Annotated in this window: 18 protein-coding genes; 13 read left to right on the top strand and 5 right to left on the bottom strand. The window is 62.2% G+C overall.

All coding sequences use genetic code 11. The annotated features are described in order from the left end of the window. Positions 1-64: 64 nt before the first annotated feature. On the top strand, positions 65-1,276 hold the full coding sequence (locus HS968_RS14900) for an O-succinylhomoserine sulfhydrylase (protein WP_182366804.1): 1,212 nt from the start codon (positions 65-67) through the stop codon (positions 1,274-1,276). Positions 1,277-1,278: 2 nt separating this feature from the next. Next, entirely contained in the window at positions 1,279-2,055 is a 777-nt protein-coding gene (locus tag HS968_RS14895) for an SDR family oxidoreductase (protein ID WP_179624749.1), read from the top strand. 121 nt (positions 2,056-2,176) lie between these two features. Here HS968_RS14895 and HS968_RS14890 read toward each other — a convergent pair whose 3' ends face one another. Beyond that, complete coding sequence (locus tag HS968_RS14890; RefSeq protein ID WP_119691584.1) at positions 2,177-3,841, bottom strand: electron transfer flavoprotein-ubiquinone oxidoreductase; 1,665 nt, start codon at positions 3,839-3,841, stop codon at positions 2,177-2,179. 323 nt (positions 3,842-4,164) lie between these two features. Between HS968_RS14890 and HS968_RS14885 the strand changes: the two genes are divergently transcribed. Both HS968_RS14885 and HS968_RS14880 read left to right on the top strand, forming a co-directional pair. Then, positions 4,165-4,914, top strand: a complete 750-nt coding sequence (locus HS968_RS14885) for an electron transfer flavoprotein subunit beta/FixA family protein (RefSeq protein ID WP_182366801.1) — start codon at positions 4,165-4,167, stop codon at positions 4,912-4,914. Further along, on the top strand, positions 4,915-5,844 hold the full coding sequence (locus HS968_RS14880; RefSeq protein ID WP_119691582.1) for an electron transfer flavoprotein subunit alpha/FixB family protein: 930 nt from the start codon (positions 4,915-4,917) through the stop codon (positions 5,842-5,844). Positions 5,845-5,973: 129 nt separating this feature from the next. Here HS968_RS14880 and HS968_RS14875 read toward each other — a convergent pair whose 3' ends face one another. Continuing rightward, positions 5,974-6,900 carry an alpha/beta fold hydrolase gene (locus HS968_RS14875; protein WP_119691581.1) on the bottom strand — a complete coding sequence of 309 codons (927 nt, stop codon included), beginning with the start codon at positions 6,898-6,900 and terminating at the stop codon, positions 5,974-5,976. A gap of 112 nt (positions 6,901-7,012) precedes the next feature. Between HS968_RS14875 and HS968_RS14870 the strand changes: the two genes are divergently transcribed. From HS968_RS14870 to HS968_RS14830, 9 genes are all read left to right on the top strand, one after another. Beyond that, complete coding sequence (locus HS968_RS14870) at positions 7,013-7,846, top strand: substrate-binding periplasmic protein (protein WP_119691580.1); 834 nt, start codon at positions 7,013-7,015, stop codon at positions 7,844-7,846. A 3-nt stretch (positions 7,847-7,849) separates the two neighbouring features. Beyond that, complete coding sequence (locus tag HS968_RS14865; RefSeq protein ID WP_407681661.1) at positions 7,850-8,203, top strand: DUF4398 domain-containing protein; 354 nt, start codon at positions 7,850-7,852, stop codon at positions 8,201-8,203. Positions 8,204-8,211: 8 nt separating this feature from the next. After that, positions 8,212-9,015 carry an OmpA family protein gene (locus tag HS968_RS14860; RefSeq protein ID WP_407681632.1) on the top strand — a complete coding sequence of 268 codons (804 nt, stop codon included), beginning with the start codon at positions 8,212-8,214 and terminating at the stop codon, positions 9,013-9,015. Between the two features lie 177 nt (positions 9,016-9,192). Then, positions 9,193-10,638 (top strand): aminotransferase-like domain-containing protein, encoded by a 1,446-nt coding sequence (locus tag HS968_RS14855; RefSeq protein WP_182366797.1) that lies wholly within the window; start codon positions 9,193-9,195, stop codon positions 10,636-10,638. 85 nt (positions 10,639-10,723) lie between these two features. Further along, positions 10,724-12,424, top strand: a complete 1,701-nt coding sequence (locus HS968_RS14850) for a vWA domain-containing protein (protein ID WP_182366795.1) — start codon at positions 10,724-10,726, stop codon at positions 12,422-12,424. Next, the gene (locus HS968_RS14845; protein ID WP_182366793.1) at positions 12,421-12,993 is read left to right on the top strand and encodes an RNA polymerase sigma factor; all 573 of its coding nucleotides are present in this window, start codon (positions 12,421-12,423) and stop codon (positions 12,991-12,993) included. The genes HS968_RS14850 and HS968_RS14845 overlap by 4 nt, the downstream gene beginning before the upstream one ends. After that, a complete protein-coding gene (locus tag HS968_RS14840; RefSeq protein WP_182366790.1) occupies positions 12,990-13,673 on the top strand; it encodes a hypothetical protein in 684 nt (227 codons plus the stop codon). Before HS968_RS14845 ends, HS968_RS14840 begins: the two co-directional genes overlap by 4 nt. A gap of 90 nt (positions 13,674-13,763) precedes the next feature. After that, a complete protein-coding gene (locus HS968_RS14835) occupies positions 13,764-14,270 on the top strand; it encodes a hypothetical protein (RefSeq protein ID WP_182366787.1) in 507 nt (168 codons plus the stop codon). A gap of 111 nt (positions 14,271-14,381) precedes the next feature. Next, entirely contained in the window at positions 14,382-16,433 is a 2,052-nt protein-coding gene (locus HS968_RS14830; protein ID WP_182366784.1) for a hypothetical protein, read from the top strand. Between the two features lie 8 nt (positions 16,434-16,441). Here the strand turns inward: HS968_RS14830 and HS968_RS14825 are convergent, their stop codons facing one another. The 3 genes from HS968_RS14825 to HS968_RS14815 all read right to left on the bottom strand — a co-directional run bounded on the left by HS968_RS14825 (position 16,442) and on the right by HS968_RS14815 (position 21,443). Continuing rightward, positions 16,442-18,268: a long-chain-acyl-CoA synthetase gene (locus HS968_RS14825; protein WP_182366781.1), complete on the bottom strand. Its 1,827-nt coding sequence runs from the start codon at positions 18,266-18,268 to the stop codon at positions 16,442-16,444. A gap of 253 nt (positions 18,269-18,521) precedes the next feature. Next, the gene (locus tag HS968_RS14820) at positions 18,522-19,346 is read right to left on the bottom strand and encodes an SDR family oxidoreductase (RefSeq protein WP_182366779.1); all 825 of its coding nucleotides are present in this window, start codon (positions 19,344-19,346) and stop codon (positions 18,522-18,524) included. A 108-nt stretch (positions 19,347-19,454) separates the two neighbouring features. Next, the gene (locus HS968_RS14815) at positions 19,455-21,443 is read right to left on the bottom strand and encodes an acetyl/propionyl/methylcrotonyl-CoA carboxylase subunit alpha (RefSeq protein ID WP_182366776.1); all 1,989 of its coding nucleotides are present in this window, start codon (positions 21,441-21,443) and stop codon (positions 19,455-19,457) included. Positions 21,444-21,467 lie beyond the last annotated feature (24 nt).

The raw sequence follows: 21,467 nt of genomic DNA, 5'->3' as shown, positions 1-21,467 counted from the left end.
TCCGGGGGAATATCACATTGAATTTCCCGGATTGCATCCGGGCTACTTTTCGTGAGGTAGCGATATGACCCAGGAATGGGATGCCGGTCGACTCGATAGCGACCTGGATGGCGTAGGCTTCGATACTCTGGCGGTGCGTGCTGGCCAGCACCGTTCGCCCGAGGGCGAGCATGGCGAGGCGCTGTTCCTGACCTCCAGCTATGTGTTCCGTACCGCAGCCGATGCGGCCGCGCGTTTTGCTGGCGAAGTGCCGGGCAACGTCTATTCGCGTTACACCAACCCCACCGTGCGCACCTTCGAGGAGCGTATCGCTGCCCTGGAAGGCGCCGAGCAGGCGGTGGCCACTGCTTCCGGCATGTCGGCCATTCTCGCCATCGTCATGAGCCTGTGCAGCGCCGGTGATCATGTGCTGGTGTCGCGTAGCGTGTTCGGTTCGACCATCAGTCTGTTCGAGAAGTACCTCAAGCGCTTCGGTATCTCTGTCGATTACGTGCCGCTGGCTGATCTCGATGCCTGGCAGGCGGCCTTCAAGCCAAACACCAAGCTGTTGTTCGTCGAGTCTCCGTCGAACCCCTTGGCCGAGTTGGTGGATATTGCGGCACTGGCCGAGATCGCTCATGCGCGTGGTGCGCTGCTGGCGGTAGACAACTGCTTCTGCACCCCAGCCCTGCAACAGCCGCTCAAGCTTGGCGCTGATATCGTCATGCATTCGGCGACCAAGTACATCGATGGCCAGGGGCGTGGGCTGGGTGGCGTGGTTGCTGGCCGCAAGGCGCAGATGGAGCTGGTAGTCGGCTTCCTGCGTACGGCCGGGCCGACACTCAGTCCATTCAATGCCTGGCTGTTCGTCAAGGGGCTGGAAACCCTGCGTATTCGCATGCGTGCGCAGAGCGAGAGTGCTCTGCAACTGGCGCTGTGGCTCGAACAGCAGCCTCAGGTCGAGCGCGTTTACTACGCCGGTTTGCCCAGTCATCCGCAGCATGAGCTGGCGAAGAAGCAGCAGAGCGCCTTTGGCGCGGTGGTCAGTTTCGAGGTCAAGGGCGGGCGTGAGGCCGCCTGGAAGGTGATCGATGGCACGCGTGTCATCTCCATCACTACCAACCTGGGCGACACCAAGACCACCATCGCTCATCCGGCCACCACGTCGCACGGCCGGCTGACACCGCAGGAGCGTGCTAACGCTGGTATCAGCGACAGCCTGATCCGCGTTGCCGTGGGCCTGGAAGAACTGGCAGACCTCAAGGTGGATCTGGCGCGCGGCTTGGCCTCGCTCTGAGCATGCTGGAGTGGGGGGCGAATGGCGCGCCCAATAATGGGCGTGTCGCGCTGGTCACCGGTGCCGCGCGTGGCATCGGTCTGGGCATCAGTGCCTGGCTGATCACCGAGGGTTGGCAGGTGGTGCTGGCGGACGTCGACCGTGAGCGGGGCTCCAAGGTAGCGCGTGCGCTGGGTGGCAACGCCTGGTTCGTCGCCATGGATGTAGCCAAGGAAGATCAGGTCAGTGTCGGCGTTGCCGAGATACTCGGGCAGTTCGGCCGCCTCGATGCATTGGTGTGCAGCGCGGCCATTTCCGACCCTTATACACCGCCGTTGGAGTCGCTCGATCTGCGGCGCTGGAATCGCATGCTGGCGGTGAACCTGACCGGGCCCATGCTGCTGGCCAAGCATTGCGCGCCCTATCTGCGTGGCCATCGTGGCGCCATCGTCAACATTGCCTCGACCCGGGCGAATCAGTCCGAAGCCGATTGTGAAGCTTACGCTGCGAGCAAGGGCGGGTTGGTGGCGCTGACTCATGCGCTGTCGGTCAGCCTGGGGCCGGAGGTGCGGGTGAACTGCGTCAGCCCTGGTTGGATCGATGCCCGTGACCCTTCACAACAACGCCTGGAGCCATTGTCAGTGTTCGATCACGTGCAGCATCCTGTCGGTCGCGTCGGTACGGTAGAAGATGTCGCGGGGCAGGTCGCCTGGCTGCTCTCTGATGCAGCTGGTTTCGTCACTGGGCAAGAGTTCGTGATCGATGGCGGCATGAGCCGCAAGATGATCTACCAGGACTGAGTGCGGTAGGGTGGGGGCATCCCGCCGGCAGACTATGGCGGGTTACACCCGCCCTACAACTGTTGCAGATTTGGCAAAAACGAAAAAGGCTCCCTAGGGAGCCTTTTTCGTCTGAGGCGAATTACATGTTGGGGTAATTCGGGCCGCCAGTGCCTTCCGGTGCGATCCAGGTGATATTCTGGGCCGGATCCTTGATGTCGCAGGTCTTGCAGTGCACGCAGTTCTGCGCGTTGATCTGGAAGCGTTTCTCGCCGTCTTCCTGGGTCACCACTTCATACACGCCGGCCGGGCAGTAGCGCTGCGCCGGTTCGTCGTACAGCGGCAGGTTCTTCGCCAGCGGGATGCTCGGGTCGGTGAGCTTCAGGTGGCAGGGCTGCTCTTCTTCGTGGTTGGTGTTGGACAGGAACACCGAGCTCAGCTTGTCGAAGCTCAGTTTGCCGTCCGGTTTCGGGTAGGCGATCTTCTTGCTCTCTGCGGCCGGCTTCAGGCAGGCGTAATCCGGCTTGTTGTCGTGCAGGGTGAAGGGGATCTTGCCACCGAAGATGTTCTGATCCAGCCAGTTGATGCCGCCACCAACGATGGCGCCGTACTTGTGGATAGCTGCGCCGAAATTGCGGCTGCGGAACAGCTCATCGTACAGCCAGCTGGCTTTGAAGCCATCTACGTAGTTGGTCAGTTCATCGCCGCCCTCACGGCCAGCAGCCAGGGCTTCGGCAATGGCGTCAGCAGCGAGCATGCCGGACTTCATGGCGGTATGGCTGCCCTTGATCTTGGCGAAGTTCAGGGTGCCGAGATCGCAGCCGATCAACGCGCCACCTGGGAATACCATCTTCGGCAGCGAGTTGATGCCGCCTTTGGCAATGGCGCGTGCACCGTAGGCCACGCGTTTGCCGCCTTCCAGGTACTTGGCGATCACCGGGTGATGCTTGTAGCGCTGGAACTCATCGAACGGCGACAGGTGCGGGTTGGCATAGGACAGGTCGATGATCAGGCCGACCACGACCTGGTTGTTTTCCAGGTGATAGAGGAAGGAGCCGCCGGTGTTCTCGGTGCCCATGATGTCCATCGGCCAGCCGGCAGTGTGAACCACCAGACCCTGCTCGTGCTTGGCTGGGTCGATGTCCCAGATTTCCTTGATGCCGATACCGTAGTGCTGGGCGTCGGCTTCGCTATCGAGGTTGTACTTCTTGATCAGCTGCTTGCCGATGTGGCCGCGGCAGCCTTCGGCGAACAGGGTGTACTTGGCACGCAGTTCCATGCCGGGAGTGTAGTAGCCTTCCTTTGGATGGCCTTCGCGGTCGACACCCAGGTCACCGGTGACGATGCCGCGCACTACGCCGCTCTCATCGATCAGGGCTTCCTGAGCGGCGAAGCCTGGATAGATCTCGACACCCAGATTCTCGGCCTGCTGGGCCAGCCAGCGGCACAGGTTGCCCAGGGAGATAATGTAATTTCCTTCGTTGTGCATGGTTTTCGGCACAAAGAAGTCGGGAATTCGGGTAGCCTTGTCGGCGTCGCGCAGCAGGTAGATGTCATCGCGCTTGACCGGGGTGTTCAGCGGAGCGCCGAGTTCTTTCCAGTCGGGGAAGAGTTCGTTCAGGGCTCGCGGTTCGAACACTGCACCAGAGAGGATGTGAGCACCGACTTCGGAGCCTTTTTCGACCACGCAGACGCTGATCTCCTGGCCCGCTTCAGCGGCTTTCTGCTTCAGTCGGCAGGCGGCGGACAGGCCAGACGGGCCGGCGCCGACGATGACGACGTCGAACTCCATAAATTCGCGTTCCACAGGCTATCTCCTACTCAGGCTCTTCGATGTTTTATGTGGGAGGACGCGGCTCGCTCCCTAAGCACGGCGTGCGCATTATATCTACACCCTCTCAACGGGCCAATACAAACGTTTGTTTGAATTTTCTGTAGGCCTGTTAGAATCATACTACATCGCGGATGACCGGCCAGTTCGCTGTATTGACCGGGCCAGGCCGCGGGGTCAAGATACGGGCGGTTTTGCGCTCGCCGTCTGGGCTGAAAGGTCGGTTCCTGTCGATTTTGCATCACCGGCCAGGCTCGCCTTGGCGACATTCTTATTCACCGGAGAGTAACGAGGAATCCATGAAGGTTCTTGTAGCTGTCAAACGAGTGGTTGACTACAACGTCAAGGTTCGCGTCAAGGCGGACAACAGCGGCGTCGACCTCGCCAACGTCAAGATGTCCATGAACCCCTTCTGCGAGATCGCCGTGGAAGAAGCCGTACGCCTGAAGGAGAAAGGCGTGGCGAGCGAAATCGTCGTCGTCTCCATTGGTCCGGCCACTGCCCAGGAGCAACTGCGTACCGCGCTGGCTCTGGGGGCCGACCGTGCCATCCTGGTCGAGTCCAGTGACGATCTGAACTCCCTGGCCGTGGCCAAGCTGCTCAAGGCAGTGGTCGACAAGGAGCAGCCGCAGCTGGTCATCCTCGGTAAGCAAGCCATCGACAGCGACAACAACCAGACCGGCCAGATGCTGGGCGCGCTGACTGGCTTCGCCCAGGGCACCTTCGCTTCCAAGGTCGAAGTGGCTGGCGACAAGGTCAACGTTACCCGTGAGATCGATGGCGGTCTGCAGACCGTTGCACTGAACCTGCCGGCGATCGTCACCACCGACCTGCGCCTGAACGAGCCGCGCTACGCATCGCTGCCGAACATCATGAAGGCCAAGAAGAAGCCGCTGGAAACCGTTACCCCGGACGCACTGGGCGTTTCCACCGCTTCCACCGTCAAGACCCTGAAAGTCGAAGCGCCGGCTGCTCGCAGCGCAGGCATCAAGGTCAAGTCCGTGGCTGAACTGGTCGAGAAACTGAAGAACGAGGCGAAGGTAATCTAAATGACTATCCTGGTTATCGCTGAACACACCAATGCCGCTCTGGCTGCCGCTACCCTGAACACCGTTGCTGCTGCGCAGAAGATCGGTGGCGATATTCACGTTCTGGTAGCCGGTGCCAACGCTGGCGCTGCTGCCGAAGCCGCTGCCAAGATCGCTGGCGTGGCCAAGGTTCTGGTTGCTGACAACGCTGCCTATGCCAACCAACTGCCGGAAAACGTCGCGCCGCTGGTAGCCGAGCTGGGCAAGAGCTACAGCCACATCCTGGCTGCCGCCACCAGCAACGGCAAGAACATCCTGCCGCGCGTCGCCGCTGCACTGGACGTCGATCAGATCTCCGAGATCATCGCCGTTGAAAGCGCCGACACCTTCAAGCGTCCGATCTACGCCGGTAACGCCATCGCTACCGTGCAGTCCTCGGCTGCCATCAAGGTGATCACCGTGCGTAGCACCGGCTTCGATGCCGTCGCTGCCGAAGGTGGTTCCGCTGCCGTTGAAGCCGTTTCCGGCCCGGCCGATGCCGGCAAGTCCGCCTTCGTTGGTGAAGAGCTGGCCAAGTCCGATCGTCCGGAACTGACCGCAGCCAAGATCGTCGTTTCCGGCGGCCGTGGCATGGGCAATGGCGACAACTTCAAGCACCTGTATTCACTGGCCGACAAGCTGGGTGCTGCCGTCGGCGCTTCCCGCGCTGCCGTCGACGCCGGTTTCGTACCGAACGACATGCAGGTCGGTCAGACCGGCAAGATCGTCGCGCCGCAGCTGTACATCGCCGTCGGTATCTCCGGTGCGATCCAGCACCTGGCGGGTATGAAAGACTCCAAGGTGATCGTTGCGATCAACAAGGACGAAGAGGCGCCGATCTTCCAGGTTGCAGACTACGGTCTGGTTGCTGACCTGTTCGAAGCCGTACCGGAGCTGGAAAAGCTGGTGTAAGCCGCTTTCTCAGCTACGAAAAACCCGCTCTCAGGAGCGGGTTTTTTATTGTCAGCCATACCTGCTGACCGCGCTGTGGCGCACGTGCACTACGAAGGTGCTACTACCCATTAGCTGCCTCTGCGGGCGTCATTTCAAACTATCGAGGAAATGGCGGTAGAGCAGGGCGCTTTCTTCGGGGCGCTCGAGCATCGGGGCGTGACCGACACCTTCCATGATCGCCACGCTGGGCTTCTGCAGCAGTGGGCGCATGACGTCGATGCTCGAGACATCCAGCACACGATCCTGTTTACCCCACAGCAAGAGAGTGGGCGCCTGGATCTTGGGCAATACGGGTTCCAGGGGGATATAACGCTCGATCAGTTGCTGGAACACCTGGTCGTAATGCGTGGCGTTGGCCATGGCGCGCTCGGCCAGGTAACCCTTGAGCGACTCTGGCAGATAGGGCGGCTCGACGAAGACAAACTGCAGCAGGCGCTGAAAATCCTCCGGCCGCCTGACCACCAGCGGATTGGAGGCTCCTCGCTCTATCAGTTTGAAAAGCTCGCTCTTGTTTGGCGTGTCGATTCCGGCATTGGCGAATAATGCCAGCGAGCGCACGCGATCTGGATAGCGCGCCGCAAAGAGTGCGGCAATATGCCCACCCATGGAATTACCCAGTAGGTGCGCCTGCTCGACTCCCAAGGCATCGAGAATGTTGGCCAGGCGTTCGGCCTGGGTGCCGACATCATAACTGCCTGGTGGACGATCACTCTCACCGAAGCCCGGCAGATCGAGGGCGATGACTCGATAGCCGTCGGTCAGGTGGCGGGAAAAGCGCAGCCAGTTATCCTTGTCAGCAGCAAAGCCGTGAAGCAGCACCAGGGTTTCACCGTTTGCCAACCCTCCCTCGTAGTAATGGATGTTAAGATCGCCGACATGCAGCTGTTGATGGCTGAGCCCAGCGCGCTGTTGTTCGAACAGTCGCAGGCTGGCCAACTGGGTCGCCGGGAAGCAGTACAGTATTGTCGCGATGCCGATTAGCAGTACGAGTAGACCAGAGAGCAGTTTTTTCATGGCGCGTCCTTATCGCGAATTATTATGGCGGCGCCATTAAGCTAGCATGAACACGGAAGCTTTCCGGAGCTCTCCCAACCTTACCGATCACCGCACGAACCGAGAGTAGCCAATGCCCGAGCGTTGTCTGTTTAAGTCACTGTTGCTGTGGTGTGCCGTGGCTCTGATGCCGGCAACTGCCTTGGCCGTGGGTAAATGCGAGCGCCTGGTGGCGACCGGTAACCCCGAGTATCCACCTTACCTGTGGCGTGATCCGCAGAATCCGCAGCAACTGATTGGCGCGAATGCCGATCTGCTCAAGCACCTGGCCAAAGAGTTGGGTGTCGTGGTGGATGTGATCTATACCGGCCCCTGGTCTCGTGCCCAGGACGAGGTGCGCACCGGACGGGTCGACCTGATCGCTGGCGCCTTCTTGACGCTGCCGCGCCTCGATAGCATGGACTACGTGCACCCAGCGTTCTTCTTCACGCCCAGCGTGGTTTGGGTGCGCAAGGGGGAGGCATTTCCCTACGGCAGCTGGATCGATCTGCAGGGGCATACCGGCGATACCCTGGTAGGTAACAGCTTTGGCCAGCAATTCGATGCTTTCGCCAAGCAGAATCTCACCCTGGAAGGCGTATCCAGCCTGACCCAGGCGTTCCAGAAGCTCATGCTCGGGCGCACCGACTATGTGCTTTACGAGCGCTATCCTGGCCTGGCCCTGGCCGAAACCCTGGGTATGGAAGATGACCTCGAAGTGCTGGATCCGCCGATTTCCAGTGAGGGCCTTTACCTGACCCTGTCGCACAACTCGGCTTGCAACGAGCCCTGGCTGCGCGGACAGCTGGCGCGGAAAATGACAGAATTGGTTGCCGCCGGGCTGCCCGAGCAATTGCTGCAGCGCAATCTGGAACTGTGGAAAGCCCAGCAGATGCAACCCGACCCGGTCGGCGACATCAATCAGTAGGATATTTTTGTGAATCGATTTCTTCTCGTGCTGCTGGCATTGGGCCTGACTGCCTGCGCCAGCGACCCGGCCCCCAATGAACAGCTGCGTCTGACCGAGCAGGCACTGGCTCAGGCGAAGGCGCTTGGTGTGGACGGCGAACAATCGGAGTCGCTGCGTCTGGCCGAAGACAAGTTCACACGAGCGCAAGCGGCACTGCAGGACGGGGATAACAAGGAGGCGCGTTTGCTGGCCGAGCAGGCCGAGCTGGACGCCCGCTTGGCTGAGGCCGAGCACCTCAATGGCAAGGGGCGTGAACAACTTGTGGAGTTGAACCACCGTATCAGCCGCCTGCGTCAACAACTGGGGGCCATGTGATGGGGGGCTTGAAAGCAATCTCTAGCCTGTTGCTGGCCAGTGTCGTGCTTGGCGGTTGTGCGGCTCACCAACCGGCAAGCGAGCAGGCATTGGAGGCGGCTCGCGTCAGCTTCCAGTCGGTCAAGGAAGATCCCAATGTACTGCGCGCTGCACCCAAGGATGTGATTCGCGCAGGCGAATCCCTGGGGCGTGCCGAGCGACTGTCGAGTTATTGGGGCAGTGCAGAGGATGTACGGCATTACGCCTACCTCAGCCAGCGCTATGCCGAAATCGCCCGGCAGCACAGCGAGATCAGTCTCAATCAAGAGCGTGCTGCCAAGCTGGAGCTGGAGCGCCAACGTCTGCAACTGACCTTGCGCGAAGCCAAGCTGCTCAGCGTGCAGCAGCACAGTGGATGGCTCGAGGAACAGATGGTCAGCCTCGCCACCAGCGAGACCGAGCGCGGGCTGGTCATGACCCTGGGCGACATGCTGTTCGACGCTGGTCGTGCCGAGTTGCAGCCGGCTGCCAATCGTACGGTACTCAAGCTTGTGCAATTCCTGCAGATCAACCCGCAGCGTCGCGTGCGCATCGAGGGTTATACCGATAACACCGGCAGTGCTGAGGAAAATCTTGAGCTGTCACGCGCCCGTGCGCAGGCAGTGGCTGATTTGCTGGTCGACCTTGGGGTCGACCCCAAGCGTATTCAGGTGGTCGGCTATGGTGTCGACTTCCCCGTGGCAGAGAATGCTTCGGCGCGAGGGCGTGCGCAGAATCGTCGAGTGGAGATCGTCTTCTCCGATGAGCGAGGCCAGCTCGGCGCCGAACGTTGATTTTGGCTTAACCCCTAACCCCGGCTTTGTCCGGGGTTTTTTATGTCTGCTCGATAGTCGTATCGGGAATACAGCTGCTGGCTGACGGCTGTATGGCGAAGACTGTTGTGATCTGTGCCGGTACAATTTTGTAGCAATAGGTTACTGTTATGGTTCAGTGATCCGGAGGAGGCCGCCATGACCAATCTGTTGCTTTATCAACGTATCGCCGGGCAGTTGGCCGAGGATATCCGTCGTGGCGTCTATCAGCCGGGTGAGCGCGTGCCCTCGGTACGCAAGATGAGTGCGCAGCTCAACGTCAGCCATGCCACGGTGTTGCAGGCCTACGCCAACCTCGAAGACCAGGGCCTGATTCGGGCGCGGCCGCAGTCCGGTTTCTACGTGCACCAGACGCCAGCGCTGACGGCGCCGACGCCGGATATCGCCAAGGTCGAGCGTCCGGGTCTGGTCACCCGTTCCAGCATCATCAATCAGGTGCTCACCGAGTCGCGGCGCGAAGGCGTGTTTCCGCTGGGCGCTGCTGTGCCGCATGTCGACTATCTGCCGGTAAGGGCACTGCACCAGCAATTGGCCAAGGTCACTCGTTTTCACAGCCCGCGCGCCTTCAGCTACATGTTCAGCCCAGGTTTCGAGCCGCTGCGCCGCCAGGTGGCGATCCGCATGCGTGATGCTGGTGTGGTGGTCGACCCCTCCGAGGTAGTGATCACCCACGGTTGCGTCGATGCGCTGCAGATGAGTTTGCGTGTACTGACCAAGCCCGGTGACCTGATCGCGGTGGAGTCACCGACCTACTACGGCCTGCTGCAACTGGCCGATCTGCTCGGCCTCAAGGTCATCGAGATTCCCTGTGACCCCACCACTGGCATTAGCCTGGAAGCGCTGCAACTGGCAGCCAACCAATGGCCGATAAAGGCATTGGTGCTGACTGCACGCCTATCCAATCCACTGGGCGGTACTATCCCCGAGGAGCGCCAGCGTCAGTTGTTGCGCCTCGCTGGAGACTACGATTTCCAGATCGTCGAGGACGATATCTACGGCGAGCTGATGTTCGAGCAGGGCCCGACCAAGGCGCTGAAATCGCATGATCGCGACAGTCGAGTGATCTATTGCTCTAGCTTCTCCAAGACGCTGTCGCCAGGTGTGCGCATCGGCTGGATCATCGCCGGCAAGTATCAGGACGAGGTTCAGCGGCTGCAGACTTTCTCCACCCACTCGGCCTGCAGCGTCACCCAGATGGCAGTGGCGGCCTATCTGGAAAATGGTGGTTATGACCGTCACCTGCGACATATCCGTCAGGAGTACCGCAAGAACCTCAGTGCCTTCCAATTGGCGGTACAGCAGTACTTTCCGACCGGCACGCAGATAACCCGGCCCAAGGGCGGCTTCATCCTCTGGGTCAGCCTGCCGGCACGGGTCAACACCAAGGATCTGCACCTGCGAGCGCTGCAGCAGGGCATTTCCATCGCACCGGGGTTGATCTTCAGCAACACCGAGCAGTTCAACCACTGCGTGCGCCTCAACTGCGGCATCCCGTGGAACCGTGAGGCCGAAAGGGCGCTGATGACGTTGGGCATGTTGGCGACGCAGCTATGCCAGGAGGCGGGCGGTTCCTGGGAGGATTGAAATAACCTTCCTGGCTTAACCCGCTTCATCGAAGGTCTGCGTCTACCTGAGCGAAGGTCTCGTGCCATTGCTCAGGAGATGCACCATGTCCGTTTATTCCTCGCTGCTAATTCGCCCGTTCACCGTCGGTTTTTCGGCGGGGACATTGCTTCTACTCGCCGCCTGCAGCGCCTCTGGCCCGGAGCCGGAAGCCCAGGCCAACTCGGAGCCGGCGCCGTCACTCGTACGTGAGCGCCTGGCTGCGCCCGCGGCGGCCGAGATGCATGTCGAGGCGAGTCAGAAGCGCATGGCGCCGATGGCTTACGCGCCGGCCCCCATCGCCGATATCCTGCCGCCGAGCTACCGTGACGAATCGCGCGAGCAGTACCAGGCCTATGCCGACAACCCGGTATTCGCTGTTGCCGAGACGCCGGTGTCCACCTTCAGCATCGACGTTGATACCGGCAGCTATGCCAACGTGCGGCGTTTCCTCAACGGCGGGCAACTGCCGCCGAAGGATGCTGTGCGCCTGGAGGAGCTGGTCAATTACTTCCCTTATGCCTATCCGTTGCCACAGGGGGATGTGCCTTTTGGCGTCAGCACCGAACTGGCTGTGACGCCGTGGAATCCACAGACGCGCCTGCTGCGCATCGCCATCAAGGCGTCGGATCGCAGCGTGGAGGAGCTGCCGCCAGCCAACCTGGTATTTCTGGTCGACGTGTCCGGGTCGATGCATCGCCGCGAAGGCCTGCCGATGGTGCAGGGCACGCTGAAGTTGCTGGTCGATCAGTTGCGCCCACAGGATCGCGTCTCGCTGGTCACCTATGCCGGTGACAGCCAGGTAGTGCTGGACTCCGCGCCCGGCAGCGACAAGGCGAAGATTCGTGCGGCTATCGATCAACTCAGCGCTGGCGGTTCGACGGCAGGGGAGTCGGGCATTCAGTTGGCTTACCAGCAGGCGAGCAAGCATATGATCGACGGCGGCATCAACCGCATCCTGCTGGCTACCGATGGTGACTTCAACGTCGGCATCAGCGACTTCGACAGCCTCAAGCAACTGGCGGCCGACAAGCGCAAGAGCGGCGTCTCGCTGACCACTCTGGGTTTCGGCGTGGACAACTACAACGAGCGCCTGATGGAGCAACTGGCCGACGCCGGTAACGGCAATTACGCCTATATCGACAACCTGCGCGAGGCGCGCAAGGTGCTGGTGGATCAGCTTGGCTCGACCCTGGCCACCGTGGCCAGTGACGTGAAGCTGCAACTGGAATTCAACCCGAGCGAGGTTAGCGAGTACCGCTTGTTGGGTTACGAGAACCGCGCACTCAAGCGCGAGGATTTCAGCAATGACAAGGTCGATGCCGGTGATATCGGCGCTGGTCACACCGTCACTGCGCTCTACGAGATTGTCCCCGCCGGCGGCAAGGGCTGGCTGGAGCCGCTGCGCTATCAGGCCACTGCCAAGCCCGCGAGCAAGAGCGGCGAACTGGCCTGGCTGCGGATTCGCTACAAGGCGCCGGGGGAGGTGAGTAGTCGACTGCTGGAACGCCCCATCGCGCGTGCCGAGGCCAAGCCGATGAACGCTGCCAGCGAGGATCTGCGTTTCGCCGCTGCGGTCGCGGCCTTCGCCCAGCAGCTCAAGGACGGCCGCTACACCGGCGACTTCGGTCTGGCGCAGAGCATCGAGTTGGCGCGCTCGGCCAAGGGCGAGGATCGCTTCGGCCTGCGCGGCGAATTCATCCAGCTGGCCGAAATTGCCCAGAGCCTGCACACTTCCGGCTCCACACCAGTAAGAGTTCAGCAGTGAACGCACCTCTCACGGATGACGACGCCGCGTTATTGCGGCGTTACCGCCGCGGCGATGCCGCGGCCTTCAACGCGCTGTACCAGCGTTATCGGCTCGGCCTGTTCCGCTTTCTGCTCGGCCTGTGTGGCGATCATGCCCTGGCCGAGGAAGTGTTCCAGGAAACCTGGATGAGCCTGATCCGCAGCCAGAGCGAGCAGCGCGAGGCGGTGCTGTTCAAGACCTGGCTGTACCAGATTGCCCGCAACCGCCTGATCGACCACTGGCGCAAGACGGGTCGTCATCAGGCCGGGCATGACGAATATGACGAAGGCCAGCACGCCCAGGCTGACCCGCAACCGAGCCCTGAGCAGCAGTTGAGTATGAGCCGCGATAGCGAGCGACTGCAGGCAGCGCTGGCCGACCTGCCGGAAGACCAACGCGAGGTGTTCCTGTTGCGTACTCATGGCGACCTGGAACTGAACGAGATTGCCGAGTTGACCCGCACACCGGCCGAGACGGTCAAGAGCCGTCTGCGCTATGCCCTGCAGAAATTGCGCCGGCTGCTGGCCACCGAGGAGTTGTCCGTATGACCCATGAACGAGAACCGCTGGATCACGAACAAGAGCTGTTGGCGCATTTCCGTACCCATGGCAGCGGTGAACCCTCGGCCGAGCTGGATGCACGTATCCTGGCGGCGGCCAGTGCGGCTGCCCGTGAAACCCAGCAGGCCCGGACTGATAGCGACAACGCCGGATGGGCGCAACGCCTGCACCAATGGCTGTTCGGCAGTGGCCGCCAGCGCTGGTCGGTGGCCGTGGCCGGGCTGGCTTGTGTCGGGATTGGCGTCAGCCTGACCTGGCGCACGCTGGAGCAAACGCCGGAAGCCTTCGATGCCGCGCCGCCCAGCGTGGCGATGAGCCCCGCCGCGCCAGCACCGGCGCCGATGGCGGCTAAGCGTGCTGCCGAGAGTGAGTCGATGGCGCGTATGTCTGTGCCCCAGGAGCGCCTCAAAGCCGAGGCCATGTCACGGCCAGTGCCGCCTGCTGCAGTTGCCGATACACCGATGGCCAGCACCGCCGCAATCGCTCCGATGGCCGAACTGGTGATCCAGAGCGAACCGCGTGAGGCGTTGCTGCGTCTGCTGGAGCTACGCAAGACCAACAAGCAGGAGGAGGCGCAGCAGCTGCTGGATCAGCTCAAGGTCGATTACCCGCAACTGGATATCGAAGCCGAGCTCGATCATCTGGCTAACGAGCCGTCAGCCGAATGAGCTGCCGGGTAAAAGTCGTGTAAGTCGACTTGTCAGGCGCGCCCAGGCGGAGGAGCATGGGCGCGTTACTGATCGAGTTACCCTTGTCCCATGATGCGTAAGTCCATTTTTCTGTTGCTGTGTGTGGGTTGGCTGAGCGCCTGTGAGCGTGCGCCTGAGCCTGAGCCTGTTGCGCAGCAGCCTGCACCTGAGCCCGCAGTGGTCACCGCGCCTGAACCTGCGCCCGTTGCCGAGGTTGCCAAGCCCAAACCGGTCGAACCTGCGCCGCCTGCCAAGGTGGTCGAAAACAAACCCGTGCCTCCCGCCAAACCGCCTGTTGCCGCCAAGCCCAAGCCTGCTACGGCACCACAGCCCAAGCCTGTCGAGCCCGATTCGAAGCTGGCGCTGGATCTCAGCGTGCCGCAGGAGCTGTTCGAGCAGGCGCTGGAAAGCGAAACCCGCGAAGAGCTTTCGCCAGTGCTGCCACCGCTATTTGGCGAGAAACCCGAAGTCCAGAGCCCGTTCCAGATCAGCGGTCGGCTGATCAGCAACGAGCGAGTAGACGACTACTGGGATTCCATCGAAGGCGCCGAGGTGCAGTTCGAGTTCAAACAGTAAGGCCGCGCGAGCGATCTGCCATTTCCAAGATGCGACCAGGGCCAAATCGATAAAGGCGGCGCGCGGGTATCATGCCTCTCGCCCACTCGCATTACTGGCAAAGGAGTGCCAATGTCTTTCAAAACGACTGAAAACGATTGTCCTGCGCAGGATAAAGTGGTGCTTGCCTTGCTGGCATTCATCACGCCCATCATTGGCGGCATCTTCCTGCCCTGGTGGAGCGTAGTCATGCTCATCCTGTCGATGATCCTTGCGATTGCGATCATCGCCCTTGCCGGATACACGGAGGTGGCCAAGCGGTTGCCTGCACCGCTGTTTATGTTGAGCATCGGGTTTGGCTTTCAACTCTGGGGCGAGGTTTCCGGGTTTCTTGGCTTCTGCGTCGGGCTGTTCGTTCTGCTGTTCAGCGGCGTTCACCTGATGTTCTGGGTGGATTTTCTTGGGCTCGGTGAACAGGACTCCAAACGCAGCTATGCCATGCGCTTTCAAGGTGCGGCAAACGTACTGGAGGTCAGGTCTCGCACGGACTATCTGGTTCAAGGCGTGGCCAACGATGCACGCGGTTCCAGGAAGCTTCAAATCGGTGTCGATCAATGGTCGCTGCCGAGCGCGCAAGCTGTGACGGTGACCAGCCCGGATAGCGAACAGCCTGTGGCAGTGAATGAGGTGCATCAGAAGCATCGCTGCCAAGGCGAAGTCGATCCTAGTGGCCGGCTGGTCTTCAACGCGCCACAAGGTAGCCGCTGTCTGCATGGTGAGCCACTGATGCCGACAGATATGTTGGGTGATCCGGTCTATAGCCTGTGGCTGGACGAGAAGCCGACGGGCCTGTTGATGGAGCAGGGGGCCTTGGTGCTCTGGCGCGATGACGGCCAGGCGCTGGTGTGCCGGGCACGTGTGGAGAGCCAGTCGGTGGGTGAAACGGCCACTTGGTCGTGGCAAATGGCATCTGGTTGGCGACCTTTGGACGAGCCCTGGCAGAGCCTTGTCGATGAACCACAGCTCGAATGGGGAATGCCTGATCGCCTGGATGGCGACCGTCTCGTCTACGAGGCGCGGCTGCTTGATCAAGTGGCCGGGCAGCCCTCGGCTGAAGCCCGGTTTCTGAGCCTATGTATTGAGTTGGCGGGTGAGCGGGCAGCGGCCGTGTCGCTGCAACTCCCGGCGATGCAAGACGGCGTACAACCTTGCCTGAGCATGCTGCGTAAGAGTCTTGACGGCCGCCGCCATGTATTTACTTGCCGAATGGGTGTCTGGCAGTTGCCAGGGCAATGGTGTCTCGATCACCGCATCTCCGACTGTGGGCGCTATCTGGCCTTGATCGCCTTTACCGAGACTCCGGCGGTTGCGCATCAGTTGGTTGTCGCTGACGTTCTAGCGCGGCGCCTGTTGATGCTCGATGAGGCGTTGTTGATTACCGGTCTGGGTGCATTCAACGATGGTGTCATCAGTCTGATTGCTGCCGATGACCGGAGATTACCCCGTCATGAGGCATTGTCCCCGACAGTTGATCAGGCCCAGCGCTTCGCCGCCGCTGGCGGATTGCGTTATCAGACAGCACGAGTTGCCGTCGATGCCTGGTCGTTGCGTCTCCTGCCCAACTGGCGCTTGGAATGGCATCCGGTACCTGCCAGTGTGCAGGACGATTACCTGCTGCCTGCGCCGTGTGGGCGTGATGCCGCGTGGTTGTTCGGCCTGACCAAAGCAGCTGATCAGGCACCGGGTGGCGGCTGCGTATTGACCGCTTCGGGTTGTGGGGTCGCGAACCTTGCGCCTTCGATGGTCTGGTCAGCGGACGGTCGTTACCTGGCTCTCAGTCGCAAGTCGGTCGAGGAAGATGCTGCTGGGGAGCCCTCGCCGCAATGGTTTCTGCTGCTTCTGGATACTCGCGAGCGCACGCTGCGTCAGGCCTTGCAGCCCCTGGGGGACATGCCATGTTTCGAAACATTCGATGATGCCGGCCTGCACCTCAGCAGCGCTGCGCAGAAAACACAGCTGATCATGATGCAAGCGATGTTGGCACTGCCCCGGCAGATGTTGATCCGCAGTGGCGATATCTGGTTGCCCTCCGAGCAACTGAGTGACGCTGTGCACTGGCAGCGTCTGGATAGGAGCCATCTGCAGAGTTGGCGAGCGACCGACGTTGCAGATACACGGGCCTGAGTGGCGCGTCAGAAACGGTAGGCCTGCCGCTCGATGTCGCTGTGCAGTTCGCTATCCAGTGGTTGGAAGGCATTCGAGCCCGGCAGCCGCACGTAGAGCAGACCATCGACCTTGCGCGGCTCATAGCCGGCCTGTTTGAGGTCGGTTTTCTTGTATTTGAAAGTGCCGGTGGTCTCGACTTCGCCGAGTAGGCGCACGAACAGCGGCGCGGCGTAGGCCGGCAGCTCCGCATCCAGGTGAGCGGCCAGTGCCGCGCCATCCAGCACGCAACCCGGCGCCAGGCGCAGCGCGGCCATGCCGCAACGGCCATTGGTGCCGGGAATCTCCACGCCGTAGACCACCGCATCTTCCACGCCGGGGACGGCGCCCAGCACATTTTCCACCTCGGTGGTGGAGACGTTCTCGCCTTTCCAGCGGAAGGTGTCGCCGAGACGGTCGACGAATTGCGCATGCTTGCAGCCGATGTCGCGCATCAGGTCGCCGGTGTTGAACCAGGCGTCGCCCTTCTTGAACACGTCGCGCAGGATCGCCGCCTCGCTCTTGGCCGGGTCGGTGTAGCCGTCGAACGGCCACTTGGCGCTGATCTCGCTGATCAACAGACCGGCTTCGCCCTTGTCGGCCTTCTGCAGGAAGCCGTTGCTGCCACGCACGGGGCGGTCGTTCTCCAGGTCGTAGCGGACGATGGCGTAGGTGGCCGGGGTGTAACCGACGGTATTGTCGAAGTTGAAGACGTTGGTGAAGCCGATGTTGCCTTCGCTGGAGGCATAGAACTCGGTGATCTGCTCGACGCCGAAACGCTGTTTGAACTCTGCCCAGATCGAGGGGCGCAGGCCATTACCGATCATGCAGCGCAGGCTGTTGCCTCGTTCTGCCGGATGCTCGGGCTGGTTGAGCAGATAGCGGCACAGTTCGCCGATGTAGCCGAAGCAGGTGGCCTGGTAGCGCGCCACGTCGCTCCAGAAGGCGCTGGCGGAGAACTTGCGGCGCAGGGCGATGGCCGCGCCGCCGGCTAGCACCGCGCTCCAGCATACGGTGACGGCATTGTTGTGGTAGCAGGGCAGGGTGAGGTAGAGCACGTCGCGTTCGTTCAGGGTCAGGCCGGAATGGCCGAAGCCGCCATAGGCCTTGATCCACTTGCCGTGGCTCATGATTGAGGCCTTGGGCAGGCCGGTGGTGCCGGAGGTGTAGATCAGGAAACAGGCGTCCTTCATGCGTACGCGCAGGCTGTCCGGTGGGTTGTCCTCGGCTTGGCCGCTGGCGATCTGCATGAGGTTGACCCAGCCGTCCGGTGCCTGGCCGGGGTCACGCAGGCAGTCCTGGTCGGCGATCCAGTAGCGGCGCGCCTGCTGGTTATGCAGCTGTGTCGCGATGTCGTCGAAGGCGCCGCGCAGCTCGTCACCGATGACCAGAAAGCCGGGTTTGACCAGGTTGAAGCTATGCGCCAGTACCTTGCCGCGCTGGGTGGTGTTGATCAGGGCGCCGACCGCGCCGAGCTTGCTCAGCGCGGCGAGGATCGCCAGCAGTTCCAGGCGGTTCTCCAGCATCACCGCGACCACGTCGCCATGGTTGACGCCCTCGGCCTTGAACGCCCAGGCCAGGCGGTTGGCCCAGGCATTGAAGGCGTGATAGCTGAGCTGGCGGTTTTCATCCATCAGCGCCGGACGCTCAGGGTGGCGCTCGGCGGCGCGCTGCAGCGCCCAGGCCAGCGACAGATTCTTTTCGCGGTTGCGGATGCCGGCGTAGTAGAGGCCACGCAGCATGCGCGGCACGCGCGGCAGGTGTTGTGGCAGGTGGGCCAGGAAGCGGAAGGGCGAAATCAGATCGGCTTGGCTCATGGGGCTCGCACTTGGCTGTTATGAATTGGAGGCGAGTTCTGACTCTAGTCAGCCAGGCGCGCAACAGCCATGGCTCTGGTGCGCTGAGTGGCGGGCAGATCGGCAAATAGTCTTGCCGTTCGTAGGGTGCGCTGTGCGCACCGGGCCAGGCGCAAATCCCAAGGTTGTTTCGGTGCGCGCGGCGCCCCCTACGGGTCAAGGCGCCCCGTAGCCCGGATTGCATCCGGGCTACGCAGCCAACGCATCCGAGACTTCAATCGACGAACAGATCAGGCACCAGGCTGCCGCCAGCGGGATCGAAGCGGTACTGCTCGAAGTCAGTGACGCCCTGTTCGCGCAGGATGTCCTCGTCGATCAGCAAGCGCCCGGTGATGCTGCGGCCCTGGCTAGCCAGGATCGCATGCGCTGCGTCGGCCATGATCGCCGGGGTGCGCGCGCGCTTGAAGGCGTCGCGGCTGCCCAGTTCGAATTCGATGGCGGCGGTGGCGATCATGGTCTTCGGCCACAGCGAGTTGACGCTGATCCCGTATTTCTTGAACTCCTCGCTCATGCCCAGGGTGAGCATGCTCATGCCGTATTTGGTGACGGTGTAGGGGCCGTGCTGGGCGAACCACTTGGAATCGAGGTTGAGTGGTGGGGAGAGGTTGAGGATATGTCCGCCGGCGCTCTTCTTCAGATAGGGCAGGGCCGCCTGGCTGCAGACCATCACCGCGCGGGTGTTGATCTGGTACATCAGGTCGAAGCGCTTGGGTTCGAGTTTCTCCACGCCCACCAGTTTGATCGCCCCGGCGTTGTTGACCAGCGCGTCGATGCCGCCGAAATGCTCGGCGGCCTGGGCCATGGCTGCCGCCACGGCCTGTTCGTCGCGCACGTCCAGCTGCAGCGCCAGCGCTTTGCCGCCAGCGGCTTCGACCTCGGCGGCGACGCTGAAGATGGTGCCTTCCAGTTTCGGGTGTGGCTCGGCGCTCTTGGCCGCGATGACGATGTTGGCGCCATCGGCGGCTGCCTTGAGGGCGATCTCGCGGCCGATGCCACGGCTGGCGCCGGTGATGAACAGGGTCTTGCCGGAAAGTGACATAGGCGTGCTCCTTCTTATTGTTGTGGGGCTGTGGGAAGGGCCGGGCGGCGATCCGCTTTAGCCGCGATGAACAACGCGCGCGGCTAAAGCCCCTCCCACAGCGATATTTCAGGCCCCTACAGCTTCGATTTCCACCAGCAACTGGCGATTCTTCACCTGGTCGCCCTGGCTCACGCCGACGCGGCGAACGATGCCATCGACGCCAGCCTTGAGCGGGTGCTCCATCTTCATCGCCTCAAGCACCACCAGCAGTTGTCCCTTGCTCACGCTGGCACCCTCGGCGATCAGTACGTCGACGATGGCGCCATCCATCGGTGCCTTAACCGCGCCGCTGCTGGCGGCGTTCTGCCCACCGGCTGGCTCGTGGGTGACATCGACCAGCTCCAGGTTGCCGTGTTCACCATACAGCCACAGGTGTTCGCCTTCGATGTGGTAAGCCTGGCGGCGGCGTACGCCGTCCAGCTCCAAAGTCAGCCAGCGGCCGTCGCTGGCCAGCAGGCGCAGGGACAGTTGTTCCTCACCCCGGCGCACGCAAAGGTGCGCTTGGGCGCCGCTGGCGAGTACGTCCAGCTCCACGGCGTGCTTGTGTTCGCCCTGCTTGAGGACGAAACGCCAGGGCGCGCTGCCGGCGCTGCGCCAGCCGGACAGGCCGGGCTGGTGTGCGCGAGCGTCGGCCGAGACTTGGTAGAGCAGGGCAGCGGCCATGGCCAGCTCGGCCAGGCTGGCCGTGTGCGGATGCAGGCTTGGGTCATCAGCGAAGTGTTCGGCGATGAACGCCGTGGTGGCGTTGCCGGCAGCGAACTCCGGATTCTTGAGCAGGTTGGCGAGGAAGCGCTGGTTGCCGTTGACGCCGAGCAGCACGCACTGCTCGACCGCGCGCACCAGCTTGCGCCGGGCCTCGTCGCGGGTTTCGCCGTAGGCGATAACCTTGGCCAGCATCGGATCGTAGAAGGGCGTGACGGCCTGGCCTTCGACCAGGCCGTGGTCGATGCGCACACCGGCCAGCAGTTCGGGCTCCCAGCGCAGCACCTGGCCGGTTTGCGGCAGGAAGCCGGCGGCCGAGTCTTCGGCGTACAGGCGCACTTCCATGGCATGGCCGGTGAGGCGAATGTCGTCCTGCTGCAGCGGCAGGGGCTGGCCTTCGGCTACGCGAATCTGCCAGGCCACCAGATCCTGCCCGGTGATCAGCTCGGTGACCGGGTGCTCGACCTGCAGGCGAGTGTTCATCTCTAGGAAGAAGAACTCGCCGGAGGTATCGAGGAGGAATTCCACGGTGCCTGCGCCGACGTAGTTGACCGAGGCAGCAGCCTTGACCGCCGCTTCACCCATGGCCTTGCGCAGATCGGGCGTCATGACCGGGCAGGGTGCTTCCTCGACCACCTTCTGGTGGCGGCGTTGCACCGAGCAGTCACGCTCGCCGAGATAGACGATATTGCCGTGCTGGTCGCCGAAGACCTGAATCTCCACGTGGCGTGGGCGGATCACCGCGCGTTCAAGGATCAGCTCACCGGAGCCGAAGGCGTTCTGCGCCTCCGAGCGGGCGGTGCGGATCTGCCCCAGCAGTTCGGCGGATTCGTGCACCAGACGCATGCCGCGACCACCACCACCGGCGCTGGCCTTGATCATCAGCGGGTAGCCGATGCGTTCGGCTTCGCTGGCCAGGGTGTCGTCATCCTGGGCGGCGCCTTCGTAGCCGGGGATGCAGGGCACGCCGGCTTCGAGCATGGCGATCTTCGACAGGCGCTTGCTGCCCATCAGGTGGATAGCTTCCACGGTCGGGCCGATAAAGACGATGCCGGCTGCTTCACAGGCACGGGCGAAATCGGCGTTCTCGGAGAGGAAGCCATAGCCGGGGTGAATGGCGTCGGCACCGGTCTTGCGCGCGGCCTCGATGATGGCGTCGATGCGCAGGTAGGACTGGTTGACCTGGGCCGGGCCGATGCACACGGCTTCGTCGGCGATCTGTACGTGGCGGGCGTCGGCATCGGCCTCGGAGTACACCGCCACGGTGCGGTAGCCGAGTTCGATGGCGGTGCGCATCACCCGGCAGGCGATCTCGCCGCGGTTGGCGATCAGGATCTTGTTGAATGCGGGCATCTTTGTGCTCCTGTGGGGCGATCC

The organism is Pseudomonas berkeleyensis (assembly GCF_014109765.1).
Lineage (GTDB): Bacteria > Pseudomonadota > Gammaproteobacteria > Pseudomonadales > Pseudomonadaceae > Aquipseudomonas > Aquipseudomonas berkeleyensis.
The sequence above is the reverse complement of the archived record's forward strand: the minus strand, read 5'-3'. Positions and strand labels throughout refer to the sequence as shown.